The sequence below is a fragment of the Duodenibacillus massiliensis genome, assembly GCF_928721995.1.
GTDB classification, from domain to species: domain Bacteria; phylum Pseudomonadota; class Gammaproteobacteria; order Burkholderiales; family Burkholderiaceae_F; genus Duodenibacillus; species Duodenibacillus massiliensis.
The window spans coordinates 1,170,325-1,187,764 of the sequence record NZ_OV788642.1 but is presented as its reverse complement, the minus strand read 5'-3'; the positions used below and the strand labels follow the sequence as shown (position 1 = coordinate 1,187,764).

The 17,440-nt window shown below is 57.1% G+C and carries 16 protein-coding genes; 3 read left to right on the top strand and 13 right to left on the bottom strand.

From position 1 onward, the window contains the following. Window positions 1-4: 4 nt before the first annotated feature. Genes rpoN through NXF97_RS05385 form a run of 6 tightly spaced genes read right to left on the bottom strand, consistent with a single transcriptional unit; the run spans window position 5 to window position 4,994 of the window. Window positions 5-1,417 (bottom strand): RNA polymerase factor sigma-54, encoded by a 1,413-nt coding sequence (gene rpoN, locus NXF97_RS05410; protein WP_274955388.1) that lies wholly within the window; start codon window positions 1,415-1,417, stop codon window positions 5-7. Window positions 1,418-1,430: 13 nt separating this feature from the next. Continuing rightward, window positions 1,431-2,210 (bottom strand): LPS export ABC transporter ATP-binding protein, encoded by a 780-nt coding sequence (lptB, locus tag NXF97_RS05405; protein WP_074010093.1) that lies wholly within the window; start codon window positions 2,208-2,210, stop codon window positions 1,431-1,433. Between the two features lie 15 nt (window positions 2,211-2,225). Further along, complete coding sequence (gene lptA, locus NXF97_RS05400) at window positions 2,226-2,837, bottom strand: lipopolysaccharide transport periplasmic protein LptA (RefSeq protein ID WP_274955387.1); 612 nt, start codon at window positions 2,835-2,837, stop codon at window positions 2,226-2,228. Between the two features lie 26 nt (window positions 2,838-2,863). Beyond that, window positions 2,864-3,466, bottom strand: coding sequence for an LPS export ABC transporter periplasmic protein LptC (gene lptC, locus NXF97_RS05395; RefSeq protein WP_274955386.1), 603 nt, complete (start codon window positions 3,464-3,466; stop codon window positions 2,864-2,866). Beyond that, window positions 3,463-4,008 (bottom strand): KdsC family phosphatase, encoded by a 546-nt coding sequence (locus tag NXF97_RS05390; protein ID WP_274955385.1) that lies wholly within the window; start codon window positions 4,006-4,008, stop codon window positions 3,463-3,465. The genes lptC and NXF97_RS05390 overlap by 4 nt, the downstream gene beginning before the upstream one ends. After that, window positions 4,008-4,994 (bottom strand): KpsF/GutQ family sugar-phosphate isomerase, encoded by a 987-nt coding sequence (locus NXF97_RS05385; protein ID WP_274955384.1) that lies wholly within the window; start codon window positions 4,992-4,994, stop codon window positions 4,008-4,010. Before NXF97_RS05385 ends, NXF97_RS05390 begins: the two co-directional genes overlap by 1 nt. A gap of 229 nt (window positions 4,995-5,223) precedes the next feature. Here NXF97_RS05385 and NXF97_RS05380 point away from each other — a divergent pair, with 229 nt between their 5' ends. Beyond that, window positions 5,224-6,420 (top strand): ATP-binding protein, encoded by a 1,197-nt coding sequence (locus tag NXF97_RS05380; RefSeq protein ID WP_274955383.1) that lies wholly within the window; start codon window positions 5,224-5,226, stop codon window positions 6,418-6,420. A gap of 84 nt (window positions 6,421-6,504) precedes the next feature. Here NXF97_RS05380 and ychF read toward each other — a convergent pair whose 3' ends face one another. Both ychF and NXF97_RS05370 read right to left on the bottom strand, forming a co-directional pair. Next, window positions 6,505-7,599: a redox-regulated ATPase YchF gene (gene ychF / locus NXF97_RS05375; protein ID WP_022373505.1), complete on the bottom strand. Its 1,095-nt coding sequence runs from the start codon at window positions 7,597-7,599 to the stop codon at window positions 6,505-6,507. A 131-nt stretch (window positions 7,600-7,730) separates the two neighbouring features. Further along, complete coding sequence (locus NXF97_RS05370) at window positions 7,731-7,973, bottom strand: hypothetical protein (RefSeq protein WP_022373504.1); 243 nt, start codon at window positions 7,971-7,973, stop codon at window positions 7,731-7,733. Between the two features lie 414 nt (window positions 7,974-8,387). Here NXF97_RS05370 and NXF97_RS05365 point away from each other — a divergent pair, with 414 nt between their 5' ends. Together NXF97_RS05365 and NXF97_RS05360 are read left to right on the top strand one after the other, a co-directional pair. Continuing rightward, window positions 8,388-8,969 carry a hypothetical protein gene (locus tag NXF97_RS05365; RefSeq protein WP_074009656.1) on the top strand — a complete coding sequence of 194 codons (582 nt, stop codon included), beginning with the start codon at window positions 8,388-8,390 and terminating at the stop codon, window positions 8,967-8,969. A gap of 28 nt (window positions 8,970-8,997) precedes the next feature. After that, complete coding sequence (locus NXF97_RS05360; RefSeq protein ID WP_074009657.1) at window positions 8,998-11,550, top strand: molybdopterin guanine dinucleotide-containing S/N-oxide reductase; 2,553 nt, start codon at window positions 8,998-9,000, stop codon at window positions 11,548-11,550. A 104-nt stretch (window positions 11,551-11,654) separates the two neighbouring features. On the opposite strand, the gene NXF97_RS05355 is transcribed toward NXF97_RS05360, so the two are convergent. The 5 genes from NXF97_RS05355 to NXF97_RS05335 all read right to left on the bottom strand — a co-directional run bounded on the left by NXF97_RS05355 (window position 11,655) and on the right by NXF97_RS05335 (window position 17,372). After that, window positions 11,655-12,956, bottom strand: coding sequence for an RNA-binding domain-containing protein (locus NXF97_RS05355; protein ID WP_274955382.1), 1,302 nt, complete (start codon window positions 12,954-12,956; stop codon window positions 11,655-11,657). Between the two features lie 210 nt (window positions 12,957-13,166). Then, on the bottom strand, window positions 13,167-13,757 hold the full coding sequence (locus tag NXF97_RS05350) for a TorD/DmsD family molecular chaperone (protein ID WP_274955381.1): 591 nt from the start codon (window positions 13,755-13,757) through the stop codon (window positions 13,167-13,169). A 21-nt stretch (window positions 13,758-13,778) separates the two neighbouring features. After that, a complete protein-coding gene (locus NXF97_RS05345; protein WP_274955380.1) occupies window positions 13,779-14,963 on the bottom strand; it encodes a GNAT family N-acetyltransferase in 1,185 nt (394 codons plus the stop codon). Then, the gene (pth, locus tag NXF97_RS05340) at window positions 14,944-15,606 is read right to left on the bottom strand and encodes an aminoacyl-tRNA hydrolase (RefSeq protein ID WP_274955379.1); all 663 of its coding nucleotides are present in this window, start codon (window positions 15,604-15,606) and stop codon (window positions 14,944-14,946) included. The genes NXF97_RS05345 and pth overlap by 20 nt, the downstream gene beginning before the upstream one ends. A 5-nt stretch (window positions 15,607-15,611) precedes the next feature. Continuing rightward, the gene (locus NXF97_RS05335) at window positions 15,612-17,372 is read right to left on the bottom strand and encodes a DEAD/DEAH box helicase (protein ID WP_274955378.1); all 1,761 of its coding nucleotides are present in this window, start codon (window positions 17,370-17,372) and stop codon (window positions 15,612-15,614) included. Window positions 17,373-17,440 lie beyond the last annotated feature (68 nt).

The following is a 17,440-nucleotide window of genomic DNA, read 5'->3' as shown; positions in this document are numbered from 1 at the left end:
GAAATCACTGTCCGGCCAACGCCTTCATCCGCCTTCGCACCGATTTGGCGCCAATGCCTTCCGCCTCACGGTATTTTGCAACCGTGCGGCGTGCCGCCACAATACCTTCATGAGCTAACAGTTGCGAAAGCGTGTCATCAGACAAGGGCTTGGCCGGGTCCTCTGCGTCAATCAGTTCACGGATGCGGTGCCGCACGCGGGCGCTGCTGACGCTTTCGCCGGATTCACCTGTCACGGCCGACGTGAAAAAGGCCTTAAGTTCAAGTGTACCGCGGGGCGTGAGAAGGTATTTCCCGGACACGGCGCGGCTCACCGTCGATTCGGCAATGCCTAAGTGTTCCGCGACGTCCCTGAGAACCATGGGTTTAAGGGCGGCCTTGCCGGCCTCAAAAAAGCCCGGCTGTCTGTCGACAATACACTGCGCCACGGAAACGATGGTGGAGGTGCGCTCCTCGACTGCATGGATAAACGCACGGGCTTCGTGCGCACGATCCCGCCAGGCGGTTTTGTCTTTCCCCTCAAGCTTGGCGGCGGTGAGCATTTCAAAGAGCGCATGGTTAAAGGTGAGCGCCGGCAAGAGAGCGTCGTTTATGCGCACGCGCCAGCCCGCTGCCGTTTTGACGGCAATCACGTCGGGGACGACCGCAGCGGCCGCAGTGCCCCCTGAAAACCCGGCCGCAGGCCGCGGATTCATCCCGGCAATCGCGCGCACGGCCGCGTGAAAGGTTTCCGGTGTGACGGCAAGCTTTTTGGCGGCCGCATCAGGCGTGAGTTTCCCGAGAAAAAGCGCGGTGTGGGAAAGAATCCTGCGGGCAAGCGTCAGTGTCGCCCGTTCTTCGGGATCCTCGGCTTCAAAAAGTGCCCGATCGGTCTGCAGAATAAGCGCTTCCGTACAGTTTCTGGCGCCGACCCCTGCGGGCTCGAGGCTTTGAAGGCGCTTTAGGGCGGTTGCCCAGACTTCAGGCTCAGCCGAAAACGGGGCGTTCGCGGTGAGCTCGGTGAGGGGGTCGGAGAGAAACCCGTTTTCGTCGAGATTTCCGATAAGCCAGAGGACGCACTCACGTTCCGTGTCGGTGAGGTTGAGACACCCCACCTCGCGCGTAAGCTCTTCGGTTAAGGTCACTTCTGCCGCAAGGTTTCCGAGGGGATCAGTGTCGTTTTCGTCCGTGCGGGCATGCACGGGCATGAGGTTTGACACTTCAAAGTCCGTGCCGGTCTCCGGCGTGTCGGCAGCGGATTCCTGCGTGCCTGCGTCATCTGTGCGCTCTACAAGCGGATTTTTGGCGAGCATCTCCTCAACGGCTGCCGCGGCTTCGAGACCGGGCATCTGCAGGAGGTTGAGCGCCTGCTTCAGGGCCGGCGTCACCGCCAGGCGCTGCGACTGGGTGAGTAAAACCGAAGCCGACAGTGACGCCATGATGGTTGTCTGGCTACATGCGGAAGTCTTTGCCGAGGTAGATGCGCCGCACGCTTTCGTCGACGATGATCTCCTCGGGTGAGCCGCTGGCGAGCACTTCGCCTTCGTTGATGATGTAGGCGTGGTCGCAGATGCCGAGCGTTTCGCGCACGTTATGGTCGGTGATTAAAACGCCGATGCCGCGGTCCTTTAAAAACCGCACGATGCGCTGAATTTCAATGACGGCAATGGGATCAACGCCCGCAAAGGGTTCATCGAGCAGAATAAAGCGCGGGTCGTTTGCAAGCGCCCGGGCAATTTCCGTGCGGCGCCTTTCGCCCCCGGAAAGCGACACCGCCATATTCGTGCGGATGTGCTCGATCTGAAGTTCTTCCAAAAGGGCGTTGAGCCGCTTTTCCACCTCGGCCTTCGTAAGGGGTTTGCCCTTTTCATCGGTCTGAAGTTCAAGGACTGAGCGGATGTTGTCTTCCACGGAAAGCCGCCTGAAGACGCTGGCTTCCTGGGGAAGGTAACTGACGCCTAAGCGCGCCCGGCGGAAAATCGGCAGGTGCGTGATGTCCATGCCGTTTAGGTGAATCGAGCCGCCGTTTGGAGGAACCAGGCCTACCACCATGTAAAAGGTCGTGGTCTTACCGGCACCGTTGGGGCCCAAAAGGCCCACGACCTCGCCGCTTTTGACGGAGAGCGACACGTTTCTCACCACCTTGCGGGTGCCGTAGCGCTTCATGAGCGCCGTCGCGGTGAGGGTCTGAACCTTGCCTTCGGCGGCAGTGCTTGTTTCGGGCGTCGTCAGTTCTGTCACTTGGCGTTACTCCGCAAGACGGCTTGAGCCCTGCATACGGGGCGCTTCAGAGGAACGGCGCTGTGTGGTCTTTGCGGCGTCCTTCTGGTTTCTCGGCGCAAGAACCGTCGTCACGCGGCTCTTTTTGCCGCTGACGACTTCCCCTTCCACGCGCGAGCGGGCGGTGAGGAGGTCATAGGTGATTTTGTTGCCGGCCGTGGAGTCCTTCACCAGGCCGTTTTCGCTGCGGGCCAGTTTGGCGTTATCCGTGAAGATAATGCGGTCGTGCCGCTCGTCGTAGACCGCGGTAAGCGCACTCGCATGCACCCACTCGTCGATCCCCTTTTTGTTGTCGCGCTTTTCGCGCATTTTCACGGGAGCCCCCGTGACCGTAATCGTGCGGTAGCCTTCAGGCGACACTTTAAGCGTGAGTTTGTCGCCCAGAATCTCAAGCGTTCCCTGATGCACTTCAACGGCCCCGGAATAGACCGCTGTCTGCGCCACTTCGTCGCCCGCAAAGTTCTGGGCGTTGATTTCGATGGGCTTGGTGCGGTCGGCCGATTCCGCCCACGCGGTCTGCGCGGCGAAAAGCGTGCTGCAAAGCAGGGTTGAAAGTGCAAGAGTTTTACCGAAAATCATGATTCTTTTTTCACAATTGGGTGTTTTTACGGCGCGATTTCCTGCGTTTCGGCAGCCTTCGGAAGCACAATCGTGCGCACGTCACTGAGAATATCAACGGTTCTTTCCACGTTGTCAAATGTCATGCCGCGCCCGGAGGTGACGTCCGTGCCGCTTTCAAGCCGCACAAAGGCATCGGTTTCCATGCGCTGCTCATCCGGGTAGACCGTAAGGTGGCTTGTGGTAAAGCGTAGCGGTGCGTTGTCGATGTCGCCCGCTCGCGTCACTTCCACGCGGCCCGAAAAGACCGCGGTCTTGCCGGCGTCAAGACTGATTCCGGTATCTGCGGACGCCTTCACCTGCGGGCGGTCTGCGTAAAGCGTTGCCATGCGCGGCTTGCGGGTCATCATGCGGCCGTCAGGAAAGTGCTCGGCATATTCGGCGTAGATGCGCCGCTCGGCCGTGCCGTCGCCGTCAAATTCGGTGAGCGCAATGTCGCGGGCAATAAAGTCGGGGACGTCCGAAGGCGCTTTCGTCTTGAGGTTTCCGATCTGGCCCATGAGGGCATAGTAGTAACTCACGAGCACGAGGACTGCGAGCACCACGGCGCCGGCCAAGGCCGCTAATTTATCCCGGAAGTGAAGCTTCATTGGCCTTTCTCCCGGACGTAGTGATCAAAAATGAGCGCGTCCCACTTGCCCTGGGCTTTGAGAATGAGTTCTGCAAGGCTTCGGACGGCGCCGTTGCCGCCAGTAAAGTCCGACACAAAGTGCGCAAGGGGACGCACTTCGGCTGAAGCGTCCGCCGGAATGGCCGAGAGCCCCGCGGCACGCAAAACCGGAATGTCAGGGACGTCGTCACCCATATAAGCCGTTTCTTCGGCGCTCACATTGTGTTTGGATAAAAGCGCCCGGAAGGCGTCGGTTTTAAAGCGTTTGCCCTGTGCTACCGACGTGATGCCGAGCTCCCTGCAGCGTGCGGCGGTTTGAGCGCTTACGCGCCCTGTGAGAATTGCCACGGGGATGCCTGCGGCCTGCAGCATTTTGATGCCGAGGCCGTCACGCGTGAAAAAGCGCTTCACGAGTTCCCCGTTTTCGCCCGTCCAAATCGAGCCGTCGGTGAGAACACCGTCCACGTCAAGAATCACAAGCCGGACGTTTCGGGCGCGTTGCGTGAGAGTGCGGTACGTCATCAGATTACCTTTGCCGTCATCAGGTCATGCAGGTGCAGGGCGCCTACGAGGTGCCCGGCCTTGTCCACCACGAGGAGCTGATTGACAAGCGTCTCTTCGAGGATTCTGGCAGCGGCCGCAGCCATTGCGTCCGCCTCAATCGTGCGCGGGGTTTTTGTCATGACTTCAGCAATCGGAATGGCACGGATGTCGCCGCGCTTTTCAATGAGGCGTCGGAGATCGCCTTCGGTGAAGATCCCGGTAACGACGTTATCAGCGTTCACAACCGCCGTCATGCCGATGTGTTTCTTCGTGATTTCTCGCACGGCATCCAAAACGCTGATATCTTCCTTGACGCAGGGGACCGCGTCGCCCGTACGCATGACGTCGCGCACATGCGTGAGAAGCCTTCTGCCTAAAGCGCCGCCCGGGTGGCTGCGGGCAAAATCTTCTTTGGTAAAGCCTTTGGCGTGCATGCAGGCGACGGCCAGGGCGTCGCCCATGGCAAGCGTTGCGGTTGTAGAGGACGTGGGCGCCAAGTTAAGAGGGCAGGCCTCTGCCGTCACGTGCACGTTTAAGTTCACGTCGGCGTTTTTGGCCAGCGAACTCTTGGGGTTCCCGGTAATAGTGATGAGGGCCGTGCCTTCGCGTTTTAACACCGGGATGACGGTTAAAAGCTCCCCGGTTTCCCCCGAGTAGGAGATGCCGATCACGACGTCATCCTTTGTGATCATTCCGAGATCACCGTGGGCAGCTTCGGCGGCATGCACGAAAAAGGCGGGTGTGCCGGTTGAGGCCAGAGTTGCCGCGAGTTTGCGGCCGATGTGACCGGACTTGCCCACGCCGCCTACAACAACGCGTCCTTTGCAGTTTAAAAGGAGCTCAACGGCCCGGGCGAAGTGCCCGGTGTCAAGCGTGTCCGCCAGATCAGTGACGGCCTTGGCTTCACGCAGAAGGACTTCGCGGCCCAGTTCAATGGCGCCTGCGGCATCAAAAGTTCGGATCATCGTCAAAACGCGCTTAAGTGTGCTGTAAACGTCTTATTTTAGCGGGCGCAGAGAGCGGAATTTCCTGCTTGTTGCAAAAAGAAAAGAGAAGGGGGACAAGTGTTTGTGAGTCGACTTTTTCTGATACGTAAGCAGCAACAGTTGCTTTAGCGAAAAGGAGATATACTTCCTTTTCGCTAAAGCTATTCGGAGTTATATTTCCTTTTCGCTAACTTTTGGTGGTTGCCGTATGCTGATCCAGCGTGAACTTTTGAACATTCTTCGCAAGCATGACTATTCCGATGGTAAAGCTGTAGTCATTTTTGGGGCCCGACGTGTCGGAAAGACCACAATATTGAGAAACATTGTCGGTGATGAAGACTGCACCTGGATTGACGGAGATGCTGAAGGTGAGGCGGCAATGTTCAGGTTTTCAACGACAGCCGACGCGCGGACTTTTTTACACAGAACTCCGAATATCGTCATTGATGAAGCTCAGCACATTCCTGACTTTGGACGAATGCTCAAGATTCTCGTCGATACCAATGAAATGTCAGACACTCCGGTGCGTATCTTTGTGACAGGTTCATCGGCGCTTGATTTGGCCGGCGGGGTGAATGAGTCAGCGGTGGGGCGATTTGAGGCTTTTCATCTTTGGCCCATTTCGCTTGCTGAACTGGGTGAGACCAAAGGAACTGTGAACGCCTTGAAAAATATTCCCCAGCATCTTGTCTTTGGAATGCTTCCGAACATAATCACAAAACCGGAAACCGCAGTAAAGACATTGAAGGGGTTTACTAATTCGATCCTTTTTAAAGATATTTTTTCATTAGTGGGAATCCGCAAACCGCAGTCTTTTATGCGGCTTGTAAAGTGCCTGGCAGACCGCATCGGATCGGAAGTTTCTTATGATGGATTGGCACGGGAAACAGGACTTTCCAAGCATACGGTCAGCGATTACATTGATCTGCTCGAGCAATGTTTCGTCATACGGCAGTGCACTTCTTTTTCCCGAAATGTTGTTAATGAAATCAAAAAAGGGAAGAAGATCTATTTCTGCGATCTGGGAATTCGAAACGCCATCCTGGACCGGTTCGCACCGCTTGATATGAGACCTGATGTTGGCGCTCTGTGGGAAAACTATTTCTACATGGAACGCGTTAAATGGCTTGAGGAACGGCGCCCGGGATCCAATCTATGGTTTTGGAGAACAAAACAACCCCAGGGGCAAGAAATTGATTTTGTGGAAGAGTATATGGGGGAGCGGACAACCTTTGAGTGCAAGTTCAAGGATGGGACAAAAGCAAAAATGCCTGCAGCTTTTGCTGAAGCATACGGAACATGTCCGTTTCATGTTGTGACCCCTGGGACAGTGTGGCCGTTTGTTTCAGGTGAAGGAAAAGGTGGAATGGTTTGGCGAAAAGGAAATGAATCTCCTTTTCGCTAACTTTTTGAGGCTGCAGACGAACAGCAAAAAGGCCCCGTTTCTCAGCGGAAACAGAGTCTTTCGCAACAGCAGAGACGTCAGGAATTAAACGTTAAAGAGGAATTCCATTACGTCGCCGTCCTTGACGACGTAGTCCTTGCCTTCAGCGCGCATCTTGCCCGCTTCCTGAGCACCCTTTTCACCCTTAAAGGCGATGTAGTCCTCGTAGGCAATGGTCTGCGCACGGATAAAGCCGCGTTCAAAGTCGGTGTGAATGACGCCTGCGGCCTTCGGAGCGGTATCGCCCTTGTGAATTGTCCAGGCGCGCACTTCCTTGACGCCGGCGGTGAAGTAGGTCTGAAGCCCCAACAGGTCGTAGCCCGCGCGGATCACGCGGTCAAGGCCGGGTTCTTTCATCCCCATGTCTTCAAGGAACATTTCCTTGTCGGCGTCGTCCAAATCCGCAATATCGGCTTCGGTCTTGGCGCACACCGCGACAACGGGGGCGTTTTCCGTGGCGGCACGGGCCTTGACGGCTTCCAGAAGCGGATTATTTTCAAAACCGTGATCGTCAACGTTGGCGACGTACATCACCGGCTTCATCGTGAGAAGGAAAAGGGGCTTGATGACTTCTTTTTCTTCGTCGGTGAGCTTGACGGAACGGGCGGGCTTGCCTTCGTTTAAGACGGGCTGGAGCTTTTCGAGCACCATCGTGATCTTTAAGGCTTCCTTGTCGCCGCCCTGACGGCCCTGCTTGGCGTAGCGGGCGATGCCTTTTTCAACGGACGCAAGGTCCGCAAGCGCGAGTTCCGTATTGATGACGTCAATGTCTTCCACGGGGTTGATGTGGCCGGCAACGTGCACGATGTTGTCGTCCTTGAAGCAGCGCACGATATGCGCAATGGCGTCGCACTCACGGATGTTGGCAAGGAACTGGTTGCCGAGGCCTTCGCCTTTACTGGCGCCGGCAACAAGCCCTGCGATATCCACGAACTCCACCACCGCGGGCACGATGCGCTCGGGCTTAACAATGTCGGCCAGAGCCTTTAAGCGCGGGTCGGGCACTTCCACGATGCCGACGTTGGGTTCAATCGTGCAGAAGGGATAGTTTTCCGCCGCAATGCCGGCTTTGGTAAGAGCGTTGAAGATGGTCGACTTGCCGACGTTGGGAAGGCCGACGATGCCGCATTTAAGACCCATTGCTTGGTTTCCTTATGAGTTCGGGGGAGCTGTGTGATGTGTCTGAAAAACAGGAGACACCGCAGCTCGAAAAGACAATCCTTTAATTATAGAAAGGTCATGTGGCCGAAGAGCTCTGAAGCAAGCTTTTTCTATGCTCCCGGGACATCCGGAAGCGCCATAACGACGGCGCGCAGTTCGCGGTAAAACCGAAGGTAAGATTCTTCGGTCATCGTGCCTTCGGTGGTGAGCACCACCAATGGATGCGCTTTGAATTCAGGGCGGTAAGGCGGATGGCGGTGTTCGTACGGGTTTTCGGTAAGCCCACAGTGCTTATAAAACCTCAGGTGCGCCGCGGAGACATAGTCCGTGACCGGATCGATTTCAAGCAGCACGCGCTTGGCGCTTGCCGCTGCGGGGCTGTCTGCAGCTCAAATGCCGGAAAGCTTTCCGCATACAGCGCGGCAAAGGGCGCAAAGTACGGGTGGTCAGAGGTTCGGATGCGGAGGGTTTCCATGGCGGACGAAAAGCAGAGCAAAAGAAGTGCCTCAATTCTGCCTAACCCGGCGTGCGGCAATGTCTCCTTTTTGCGCTCGGTGTTTACCCGCAGAAAAAACGGGTTTTTGCCGCATGATGGAACGGTCCGGACTTCGAAAAAACGAAAACCGCCTGAAAACAACTCAAACGTTTTACCTGAAAAGAATAATGAAAGTCCTGCGCAATCAAAGGACTTTTTGCTGTCTCGATACAATGAAAAGCTATCAGGGCCTTGCAAAACGGCCCGGTTGTCTTTTCTTGCAGGAATTTCTATGAAGATCCGACATCTTTTCGCGGCGGCCCTTTCCGCCGCTCTGCTTCAGCCCGCAATGGCCGCACCCATGTGGCTTAATCTGACGGTCCCGGTCAACGGCACGACCGCAGGTGACTACCTGGGCAAGGTCACGGTGGCAACGCCCGTCGAGGTTTTGCAGAAGAAAGGCTCTCAGGCCTTGATCCGCGTTTCGGGTTGGTCGCTCAAAGAATATCCGGCGCAGATCTTTAAGGAACCGGGTGTTCGCATTGAAAACGCCTCGTTTGATGAAGAAAAGGCCGTAAAACTTAATCCCAAGGCCGGCGAAAAGACGGTGCAGGGGAACGTTTGGGTCAAGTCTTCCGCTCAGGGTTGGGTGCCCGCCAAAGCGCTTACCGGTAACCTGCAGGGGCTTTGGGCCAAAGCCAAGGCCCGTAACGCGGAAGCCTGCGCCACCTGCCACGCCGCACAGCCCGCCAACCACTTTACGGCGAACCAGTGGGCAACGCTTCTGCCGGTACGAGGCGGCCGCGCCGGGCACACCCGTAAGGGCGCCAACGAACTGATGTTTAAGTGGCTTCAGGAACACGCCAAACACTAATGTCTGAGACACTGAGGAGAAATGTGAAATGACGAATCGCCGCGATTTATTTAAGGCCGCGGGCCTTGCCGGTGCCGCAGCCCTGGTGTCCGGACAGACGCTTGCCGCGCCCAAAAAAGGCGCAGCCCGTGTGTTAAAGGGTGGGGTGGAATACGGAGAACCTTTGTCGGGCGTTCCCGAAATGGGGCTTTCCAAAACCTTTGCCACGGGTAAGTCCGTTTTAAACGACGGCGTTGTGATGAACGCCTCGCACTGGGGTGTTTACAAGGTGCATGTCAAAGGCGGCAAGATCGAGCGGCTTGAGCCCTTTGCTAAAGACAAGGCTCCTTCCATGCAGCTTCAGGGGATTGCCCAGCAGCCCTACAACAACGCGCGTATCCGCTATCCGATGGTGCGCGAGTCCTATCTCAAAAAGGGCTGGAAAGCGGGCGGCAGAGGCCGCGGCTCCGAACCCTTCGTGCGCGTGACATGGGACGAAGTTTTTGACATTATCGCGAAGGAACTCAACCGCGTCCGCGACACTTACGGGCCTGCAGCCATTTACGGCGGCTCCTACGGCTGGATGAGCCCGGGGGCGCTGGGTTCAGCGCGCAACCTCATGCAGCGCGCCTTAAATCTCAACGGCGGTTTCACCGGCCACTACGGCGACTATTCGACCGGGTGCGCGCAGGTGATCCTGCCGTATGTAATTGGTTCAAACGGCGTCTATGAACAGGTCACCGGCTGGGACCTCATCTGCGACAAGACCGAACTTATCGTGCTTTGGGGCGCTGATCCCGCGGTTACAAACGATATCGACTGGTCCGCGACCTTCCACGAAAACGCCGAAGGTCTGCGGCGGGTGAAGGCCGCAGGAATTCCGGTGATTGCCGTGAACCCCTTAAAGCCTGATACCGCAGAATACTTTGGCGATAAGTGCGAATGGATTGCACCGAAACCCAACACCGACGTCGCGGTGATGCTTGCGATGATGTATGAACTCGAGACCACCAACCGTGTGGACCGTGAGTTCATCCGCAAGTACACAAAGGGCTACGACAAGTTTCTGCCGTATCTCTTGGGCAAAACGGACGGAACACCCAAGACCGCAGAATGGGCCGAGAAAATTTCGGGCGTTCCCGCGGCAACGATCCGGCGTCTGGCGCGCCTGATGCGCGAAAAGCGTTCGATGCTGATGGGCGGCTGGGGTATTCAGCGCGCGCAGTACGGCGAACAGGTGCACTGGGCGATGGTGGTGCTTGCCGCCATGTGCGGGCACATCGGTCTGCCCGGCGGAGGTTTCGGCTTTACGTACCATTATTCGAACGGCGGCGCCGCCACTTCGGAAGCACCGGCTCTGCCCGGCATTTCCGCCAACCCCAAGGGCAAAAATACCGGAATGGCCTGGGAAGGTCATTCGGTGGCAACCATTCCGCTCGCGCGCTTTACGGACTGCTTCTTAAATCCCGGCAAGACGATCGACTACAACGGCAAGAAAATCACCTATCCGGACATTCGTTTGGTCTTCTGGTCGGGCGGCAACCCCTTTGCCCAGCAGGAAGACACAAACCGCATCGTGAAGGCTTGGAAAAAGCCCGAAACGACGATCGTGTGCGACACGGTGTGGACGGCTTCGGCGCGGATGGCCGATATTGTTCTTCCGGCCTGCACGTCGTTGGAGCGCAACGACATCACTTCGATCGGCTCCTACTCCAACCTCGGGTACGTTGCCATGCAGCAGGCAATTGAACCGCAGTACGAGTCGCATTCGGATTACTGGATCTACTCGCACCTTGCGGAAAAACTCGGCCACGGCGCAGAGTTTACTGAGGGGCTCGATGAGATGGGGTGGATCAAGCGCTTCTACGAGCAGGCTGCGGGTGAAGCCAAGGCCGCGGGCCTGGCGATGCCCACGTTTGATGAGTTCTGGAAAGGCGGTTACGTTTTGTTCCCCGTGACCGGTGAAAGCCGCCGCTACAACTATATGGGCGACTTCCGCAAGAACCCGGTGGTGAATCCTCTGGGCACTGAGTCCGGTCTTATTGAGATCTACTCTGAAAAGATCGCCTCCTACCACTACGACGACTGCCCGGCGCATCCGACGTGGCTTGAGCCTACGGAATGGCTTGGCGCCGAAATGGCGAAGGACTATCCGTTTGCGCTTCTGACCTCTAAGAGCCGCTACCGTCTGCATTCGCAGCTTGACAGCACGGCTTCGAACCTCTTTGCTAACGTCGAAGAGCGTGAACCCTTGTGGATTCACCCGCAGGCCGCGGAAAAGCTGGGGCTTAAAAACGGCGACATCGCTCTTGTGGAAAGCCGCCGCGGTAAGGTCCTGGCGGGCGTGACGGTCACCGACCGCGTGCGTCCGGATACGGTCGTGGTGCACCACGGAGCTTGGTACTGCCCGGAAGAACCCGGGGAGGAAGGAAGCCTCGATGTGCACGGCTGCGACAACGTGCTGACAATTGACATTCCTTCGTCGAAACTTGCCTGCGGCAACGTGGCCAATACATCACTTGTGCGCATTGAAAAGTACGATGAGGAGGAACTGCCGCCCGTCTACGTGCATCATCAGCCCAAGACCGCTAAGCGCGATTAATCCCGCTTAACAGGGCCTGACAAACCGCCGGTACTTTTGTGTGAGTGCCGGCGGTTTGTTTTTGCAGGCACTTCGTCTTGAGCCGCAGCAGCCGTTAACGGAGATCAACGAATTAATGACCGGTACTTGGTCAGTCGTCCTGTACCAATCTTCTCGACCTTGCCGTCCCTGAGCAAAGCGTTGACGGCAGAGTTGGCCGATGTTCTTGAAATGTTCAATTTCTTCGCGACGTCAGCCATTGAAAGTACGTCGTGGCTTACGAATAAAGCAAAGCAACGCTCCTGAAGCGTCAGGGGCTCTTCGTCACGGATTCTGGGTAAAACAATGCGAAATATTCTGCGAGTTGCCTCCAGCTTGGGTTCCACGCCGGAGTTGGCGTATTCTTGCCAAATCATCGGAAAACCAGAGCCATAGTTTTCCATCCATCCCAAGCGCCTGAGAATGTCGGCTAAATGTTCATTACGACATTTGCTGACGCCCCGGATCGCAATATCGTCAACGCTGAGTCGGCCGGGGATGCATCCGTAGGACAAAAATTCGAATCGATTCGGAAAGATTGAAACTTTCGTGGGTTCGGGCTGAGAGTAATCGCGATGAACCGTGCAGTTGACAAGTGCCTCGCGCAGCGCTTTGGGAGGCCAGGCAAACTGCCGTTTGTTTGAGAGTTTCTCGGTTTTTTGTATCAGTTCAGGATTCATTGCGGCAAAGAGGTCGAAACCTTGATCAATTTGCCGCAGAAGCGATCCTGAGAATTCCCGGACGGAAAGCGATGCCTCGTCTTGGGAAAAAGTTCCGATTACGAGCTTTCTCTGGTTTTGGTCCGAAAGCAATTCTCCCAGTTGAGTGTAGTGACCGGCATCGTCAACCAGGCCCAGCCGAAGGTAGTGTGCAGGCGAAAAAGCGACGTGATATTTTCTGAAAATATCGGATGTTTCTCCGAATGTCAGATCTGCCTCACGGCTTAATCTGGATTCCCACGGCTCGGGGGCACTGTCGCGGATCATGTCGCGTATTTCTTCTTCATTCGCGGTGACTGACATAGAGCCGTCGCGGACATAAGCGCCGCCCGTATAACGTTTTCCTTTGAGTGCATAAGGGCGGTCTTCACCAGGTTCTACGGATACCCGCAACAGGTAGCTGCCGGTACCTGTGGTGATGACTTCTGTTGACACCAGGTCTGTCATGACCGGTTCTGTACCGGTTCGGCAAAATTGAAGGACCGAGCGGGAAATCATATCGACTTCTTTTTTGCTGAGTCCCTTTGCCGTTGCATCATCGGTCACACCGAAATACAGGTTTCCGCCAAGCGTGTTTGCAAACGCTATCAGCGTCTTTTTTGCTGTTTCGCTCCAGGTTTCCTTAAATTCGACCCGGACATCTTCTTGTTCCGGCAGCCTTTCTATCATTTTCTCTCCAAAAAACGATAAGTTTCTATCATACTATCAACTTTGGTGAGAGTATGACAGAAAGATGGACAGCGAGCGATATCGAAAGCAAACGGGCAAGACCGCCAAGAAGCGGATTTGCGTTGCAGGGCAACTGATGCGCTCTTCTGCGATGTCACCGGATTGCAGGACAGAGCGTTTTTCCCCGGAAAAGCCGGTTCTTCCGTTGTGTCAGTGCTTGGCGACCATAAGGCCCGCAAGCGCCTCAAGAAGCACCATGACGTCAAGGTACGGGTCGTCCTTGCGGGCTTCGGCGCGCACGGCCTTTACGACCGCCGGGATAAAGGCGGCCGGGTGCTTGGCAAAGAAGTCCCGCACTTTCTCGGTTTTATCTTTCAAAAGAAGGACAATCGAGAAACCGAGCATCGCGCCGAGGTGGTCTTCCGGGATGTTGTTGTCACCGGTGATCGAAAGCCCTTCGGCTTCGTAGAGCGTGCGGCATTCGTCCTGCGGCTTTTGACACAGAAGCGGCGTGTCGCCCGAAGTCCAGGCGCTCTCGCACAATGGAATCGTCACTTCGCCTGTTCCCAGAAACAGCCGCGCATAGGCTTTCTGCAGTTCAACGGGTTCAACGGTCGGTTTTTCCGCAATGGATGTGAGCGCTTCCTGCGAATCTTGCGGCAGCGTGTCTTTTCCGAGGATGAGAAGAGCTTCGGCGGCAAAGGGAATAGCCTGCACGGCGTTTTCAGCCTCGGGCTGCAGAAGAAGCATCGCGAGGCAGTCAAGCGCCCCCTGAAGTTCCGGCGTGTTGAGGTTTGTCATCGAAAAAATCCTTCTTTGTGGTCAGTGTTCCGGACGGCTTTTCTCGTCCGGGACATACGGTCTTTGGCGTTTGAGAAACGCTTCAACGCGCTTTTGTCCGGGGGTGCCGGTTACGCGCTTCTTGAGCGGAAAATCTTGGTCGTAGGCCAGCGCCTCAGCCTCTGTCACGGCATACACGCTGTCCTCGACGTAGCGTCCGGTGAGGCCCTTTAACGCATCGGGGAAAAGGGGAAAGACCTGCAGCGGTTCAAACCAGGTGTTTTCAGCTGTGCGGATTCCGAAGGTTTCGGCCGGCAAAAACCCAAGCCGGCGGTAAAAGAGGGGATCGCCGCATAGAAAAACCGCGCGAAAGCCGAGATTTCCGGCGTGCGTAAGGGCCTCACGGATAAGGCGGCTTGCGATGCCCCTTTTCTGATAAGCGGGCAAAACGCCCACGGGGCCGAGGGAGAGAACTTCTACCTTATGGCCGTCATCGCAAACGATGCTGGCTTTTTGAAACGCGACGGACGCCACAATCAGTCCCCCTGTCTCCGCAACGAGGTCAAGTTTCGGCACAAAGCCCGCAGACGCGCGCATGCGGTGGAGGATGAGGTGCTCGGAGGCGCCCGGCGCATAGCAGTTCCAAAACGCCTCCCGCAGAACATTTTCGGCTGCGGCGTAATCGGCCGGGGTTGCACGGCGGATGGTGACGTTGGCGGAAAAGAGTCTTTCTGAGAGCGTGTGAAGAGCGTTTTCGCTGTAAACCGCGACGCCGTTGCGGGTGAGAAGTTCGGCGGTGACGCCTTTGCCGGGTTTAAGTCGCCGGGTAAAGGTCCCGTCATAGACTTCAGCGCTTCCGCAGGAAGGACTTTTGGCTTTCAGAAGTGCCGTCTCAGCGCGGGTTTCAAGGGCCGCTTTGAGTGCGGCGTGAGCGCCCGTCACGTAAGCCGCTGTGACATCATCTACGGCTGCCGTGCGCACGCGCCCCATGCCGTCAAGAACGTCTGCCGCACTTTTTCCCGGCTCAATTTCAGCCGGAGGGCGGGGCGTGGGAAGCCCCCCGGCGCACTCCGGACACACGGGGATCAGTGCAATGTCTGCCTGCCTGCAGCGCGCAAAAAAGGTTTTCAGCGCTTCGGGTGCTGCCGGGCATTTTGCGTCGTAGCGGCAGCACTCACCCAAAAGGCAGGCGCTTACCAAAAGCGCATTACGCGGAGGCTTTGGCATCCGTTTTCGAGTCCGTTTCGGCAGCAGGCTTTTTCGGGGGATTGGCGTACTTTCTGAGCATCCGCTCCACGCGTGCTTCATCGCCCGCGGCCCAGAGTTCCACGGTTTTGAGAGCCGCTTCAAGGCACTCATGGATGGCTGCCTTGTGCTCCGGCGACGGCGTCCCCAAAACCCAGTCGTAGACCTGCTGCTGCGGGCAGAAAACACGGGGGTGCCCGATGCCGATCCTCAGGCGCCAGAAGTTGGGGGTGCCGAGTTTGGCGGTAATGTCCTTGAGACCGTTGTGGCCGGCGTTGCCGCCCCCGATCTTTTCCTTCATGCAGCCCGGCGGGATGTCGAGTTCATCGTGCACGACGAGGATCTCTTCGGGCTTAATCTTGAAGTAGGCCGCCAGGGGCTGCACCGCGGAGCCGGAACTGTTCATGTAGGTTGTGGGCTTTAAAAGCCACAGGTCACCGGCGTCGGTTGTGATGCGGGACGTGTCGCCGTTAAAGCGCGCTTCGGCGCTGAAACGCGCGCCGTACTTGGAGGCAAGTGCATCCAAAAACATAAAACCCATGTTGTGACGCGTCGTTTTGTATTCGTCACCGGGGTTACCCAGACCGACGATGAGCCGGATGGGATTATTTGCTGTCTGTGCCATAAAAACTACCCAATGTCATCGAAACGGGACTTTAAGGGTTCACGCTTTTCGCGCTTGTGCCGGGGATTGGGCTCTCTGTAGCCCGAAGCCCGTTTGGGTTGGTCCTTGCGCACCGTCACCGTGCGGCCTTTGATGGTGGTGCCTTTGAGTGCCGCAATCACGGCCTGCGCCACGGGGGCGTCGACTTCCACCAGGCAGAAGCGGTCGGAGATGTCGATCGCGCCGATGCGGCGGCTTGCAATGCCCGCTTCATTGGCAATCGCGCCCACGATGTCAGAGGGCCTCAGGCCCGCTTCGCGTCCTGCACCGATAAATAGCCGCGTCATGCCCTCTTCGGGCTTACGGTCGGAAAGCCGCTCGCGGCGGGAAGCGCCCTCAAACCCGCGTTCACCTCTGTCGCCGCGCTCACGCCGTCCCTTCTTTTCAAAGGGCGTGACCTCCGGAATTTCATCTTCGTCGTCGGGGCCGCCCGCGAGTTTATCGGCGTAGGCAATGGCGGCTGCCGCCACCTCAAAGGGATCGGCTTCTTCGCAGAGCTGCTCGGCAATCACGCGGTACTTTTCAAAGGCGCCCGAAAGGAGTTCTTCCTTCACTGCGCCGCGCGTGAGTTCCATGCGTTTGGCGCGCACGTCCGTGACCGAGGGCACGGAAAGGAGTTCAATCTTGGCCTTGGTGATGCTTTCAAGCGCGCGTAAGCGGCGGTGTTCACGGGGCTCAAGCACCGTGATCGCAAGGCCTGTGCGGCCGGCTCTGCCCGTGCGGCCGATGCGGTGCACGTAGGTTTCAAGCGAGGCAGGAATCCCGTAGTTAATGACGTGCGTGACGTTTTCGAGGTCAATGCCGCGTGCGGCAACGTCCGTGGCGACGATCACTTCAATCGCTCCCGCCTTGGCGCGCTTCATCACGCGGTCGCGGGAGTCCTGATCGAGCCCCCCGTGGAGCGCCTCAACGGCAAAGCCGCGGTTTCGCAAAGATTCCGTCACCTCATCGACTTCGTTGCGGGTGCGGGCAAAGACGATCGCCAATTCCGGGCTTTCAACGTCCAAAATGCGCCCGAGAGCCGCAAGTCTGTGGGCGCGTCCCACCATATAGGCTTTCTGCGGCACGCGCGGCGTCTCACCCTCGGCCGTTTTTTCGCGGGCAATGACGATGTGTTCGGGGTCGTTTAAGTGCGACTCGGCAATGCGGCGGATTCTCTCCGGGAGCGTTGCTGAAAAAAGCGCTGTCTGATGCTCCGGGGGCAATTCCTCAAGAATGGCTTCAAGCTCATCGGCAAAGCCCATGTCAAGCATCTCATCGGCTTCGTCAAGCACGAGGGCCTTGATCCCCGAGAGGTCAAGCGTGCCTTTGCGGATGTGATCCAACGCTCGGCCCGGCGTCGCAACAACCGCATGTACACCGCGGTTTAAAAGCCGGATCTGCCGCCCGTATTCCTGACCGCCGTAAATGGGGGCGACGGCAATACCGGCGTTTTTCCCGAACGCAAGAAAGCTCTCCGCAACCTGCAGGCACAGTTCCCGCGTGGGTGTCAGCACAAGAATTGCGGGGCACCCGGGCTTTTTGTTAAGAACAAAGCGCTCGATTAACGGCAGCCCGAAGGCAGCGGTCTTACCCGTGCCGGTTGCGGCCTGGCCGAGCACGTCGCGCCCGGAAATGAGCACCGGGATCGCGGCGGTCTGAATGGGGGTGGGTTCTTCAAACCCCATTTCACTTAAAGCGCTCACAAGGGCGTCGGAAAGGCCGAGTGCACTGAAGGCGTTGTCCATAAGAAAAAGTCCGGAAAAAAATCAGTCATAAAAAAACGCCGCGGGCCGTACAGAATGGCAAAGCACTC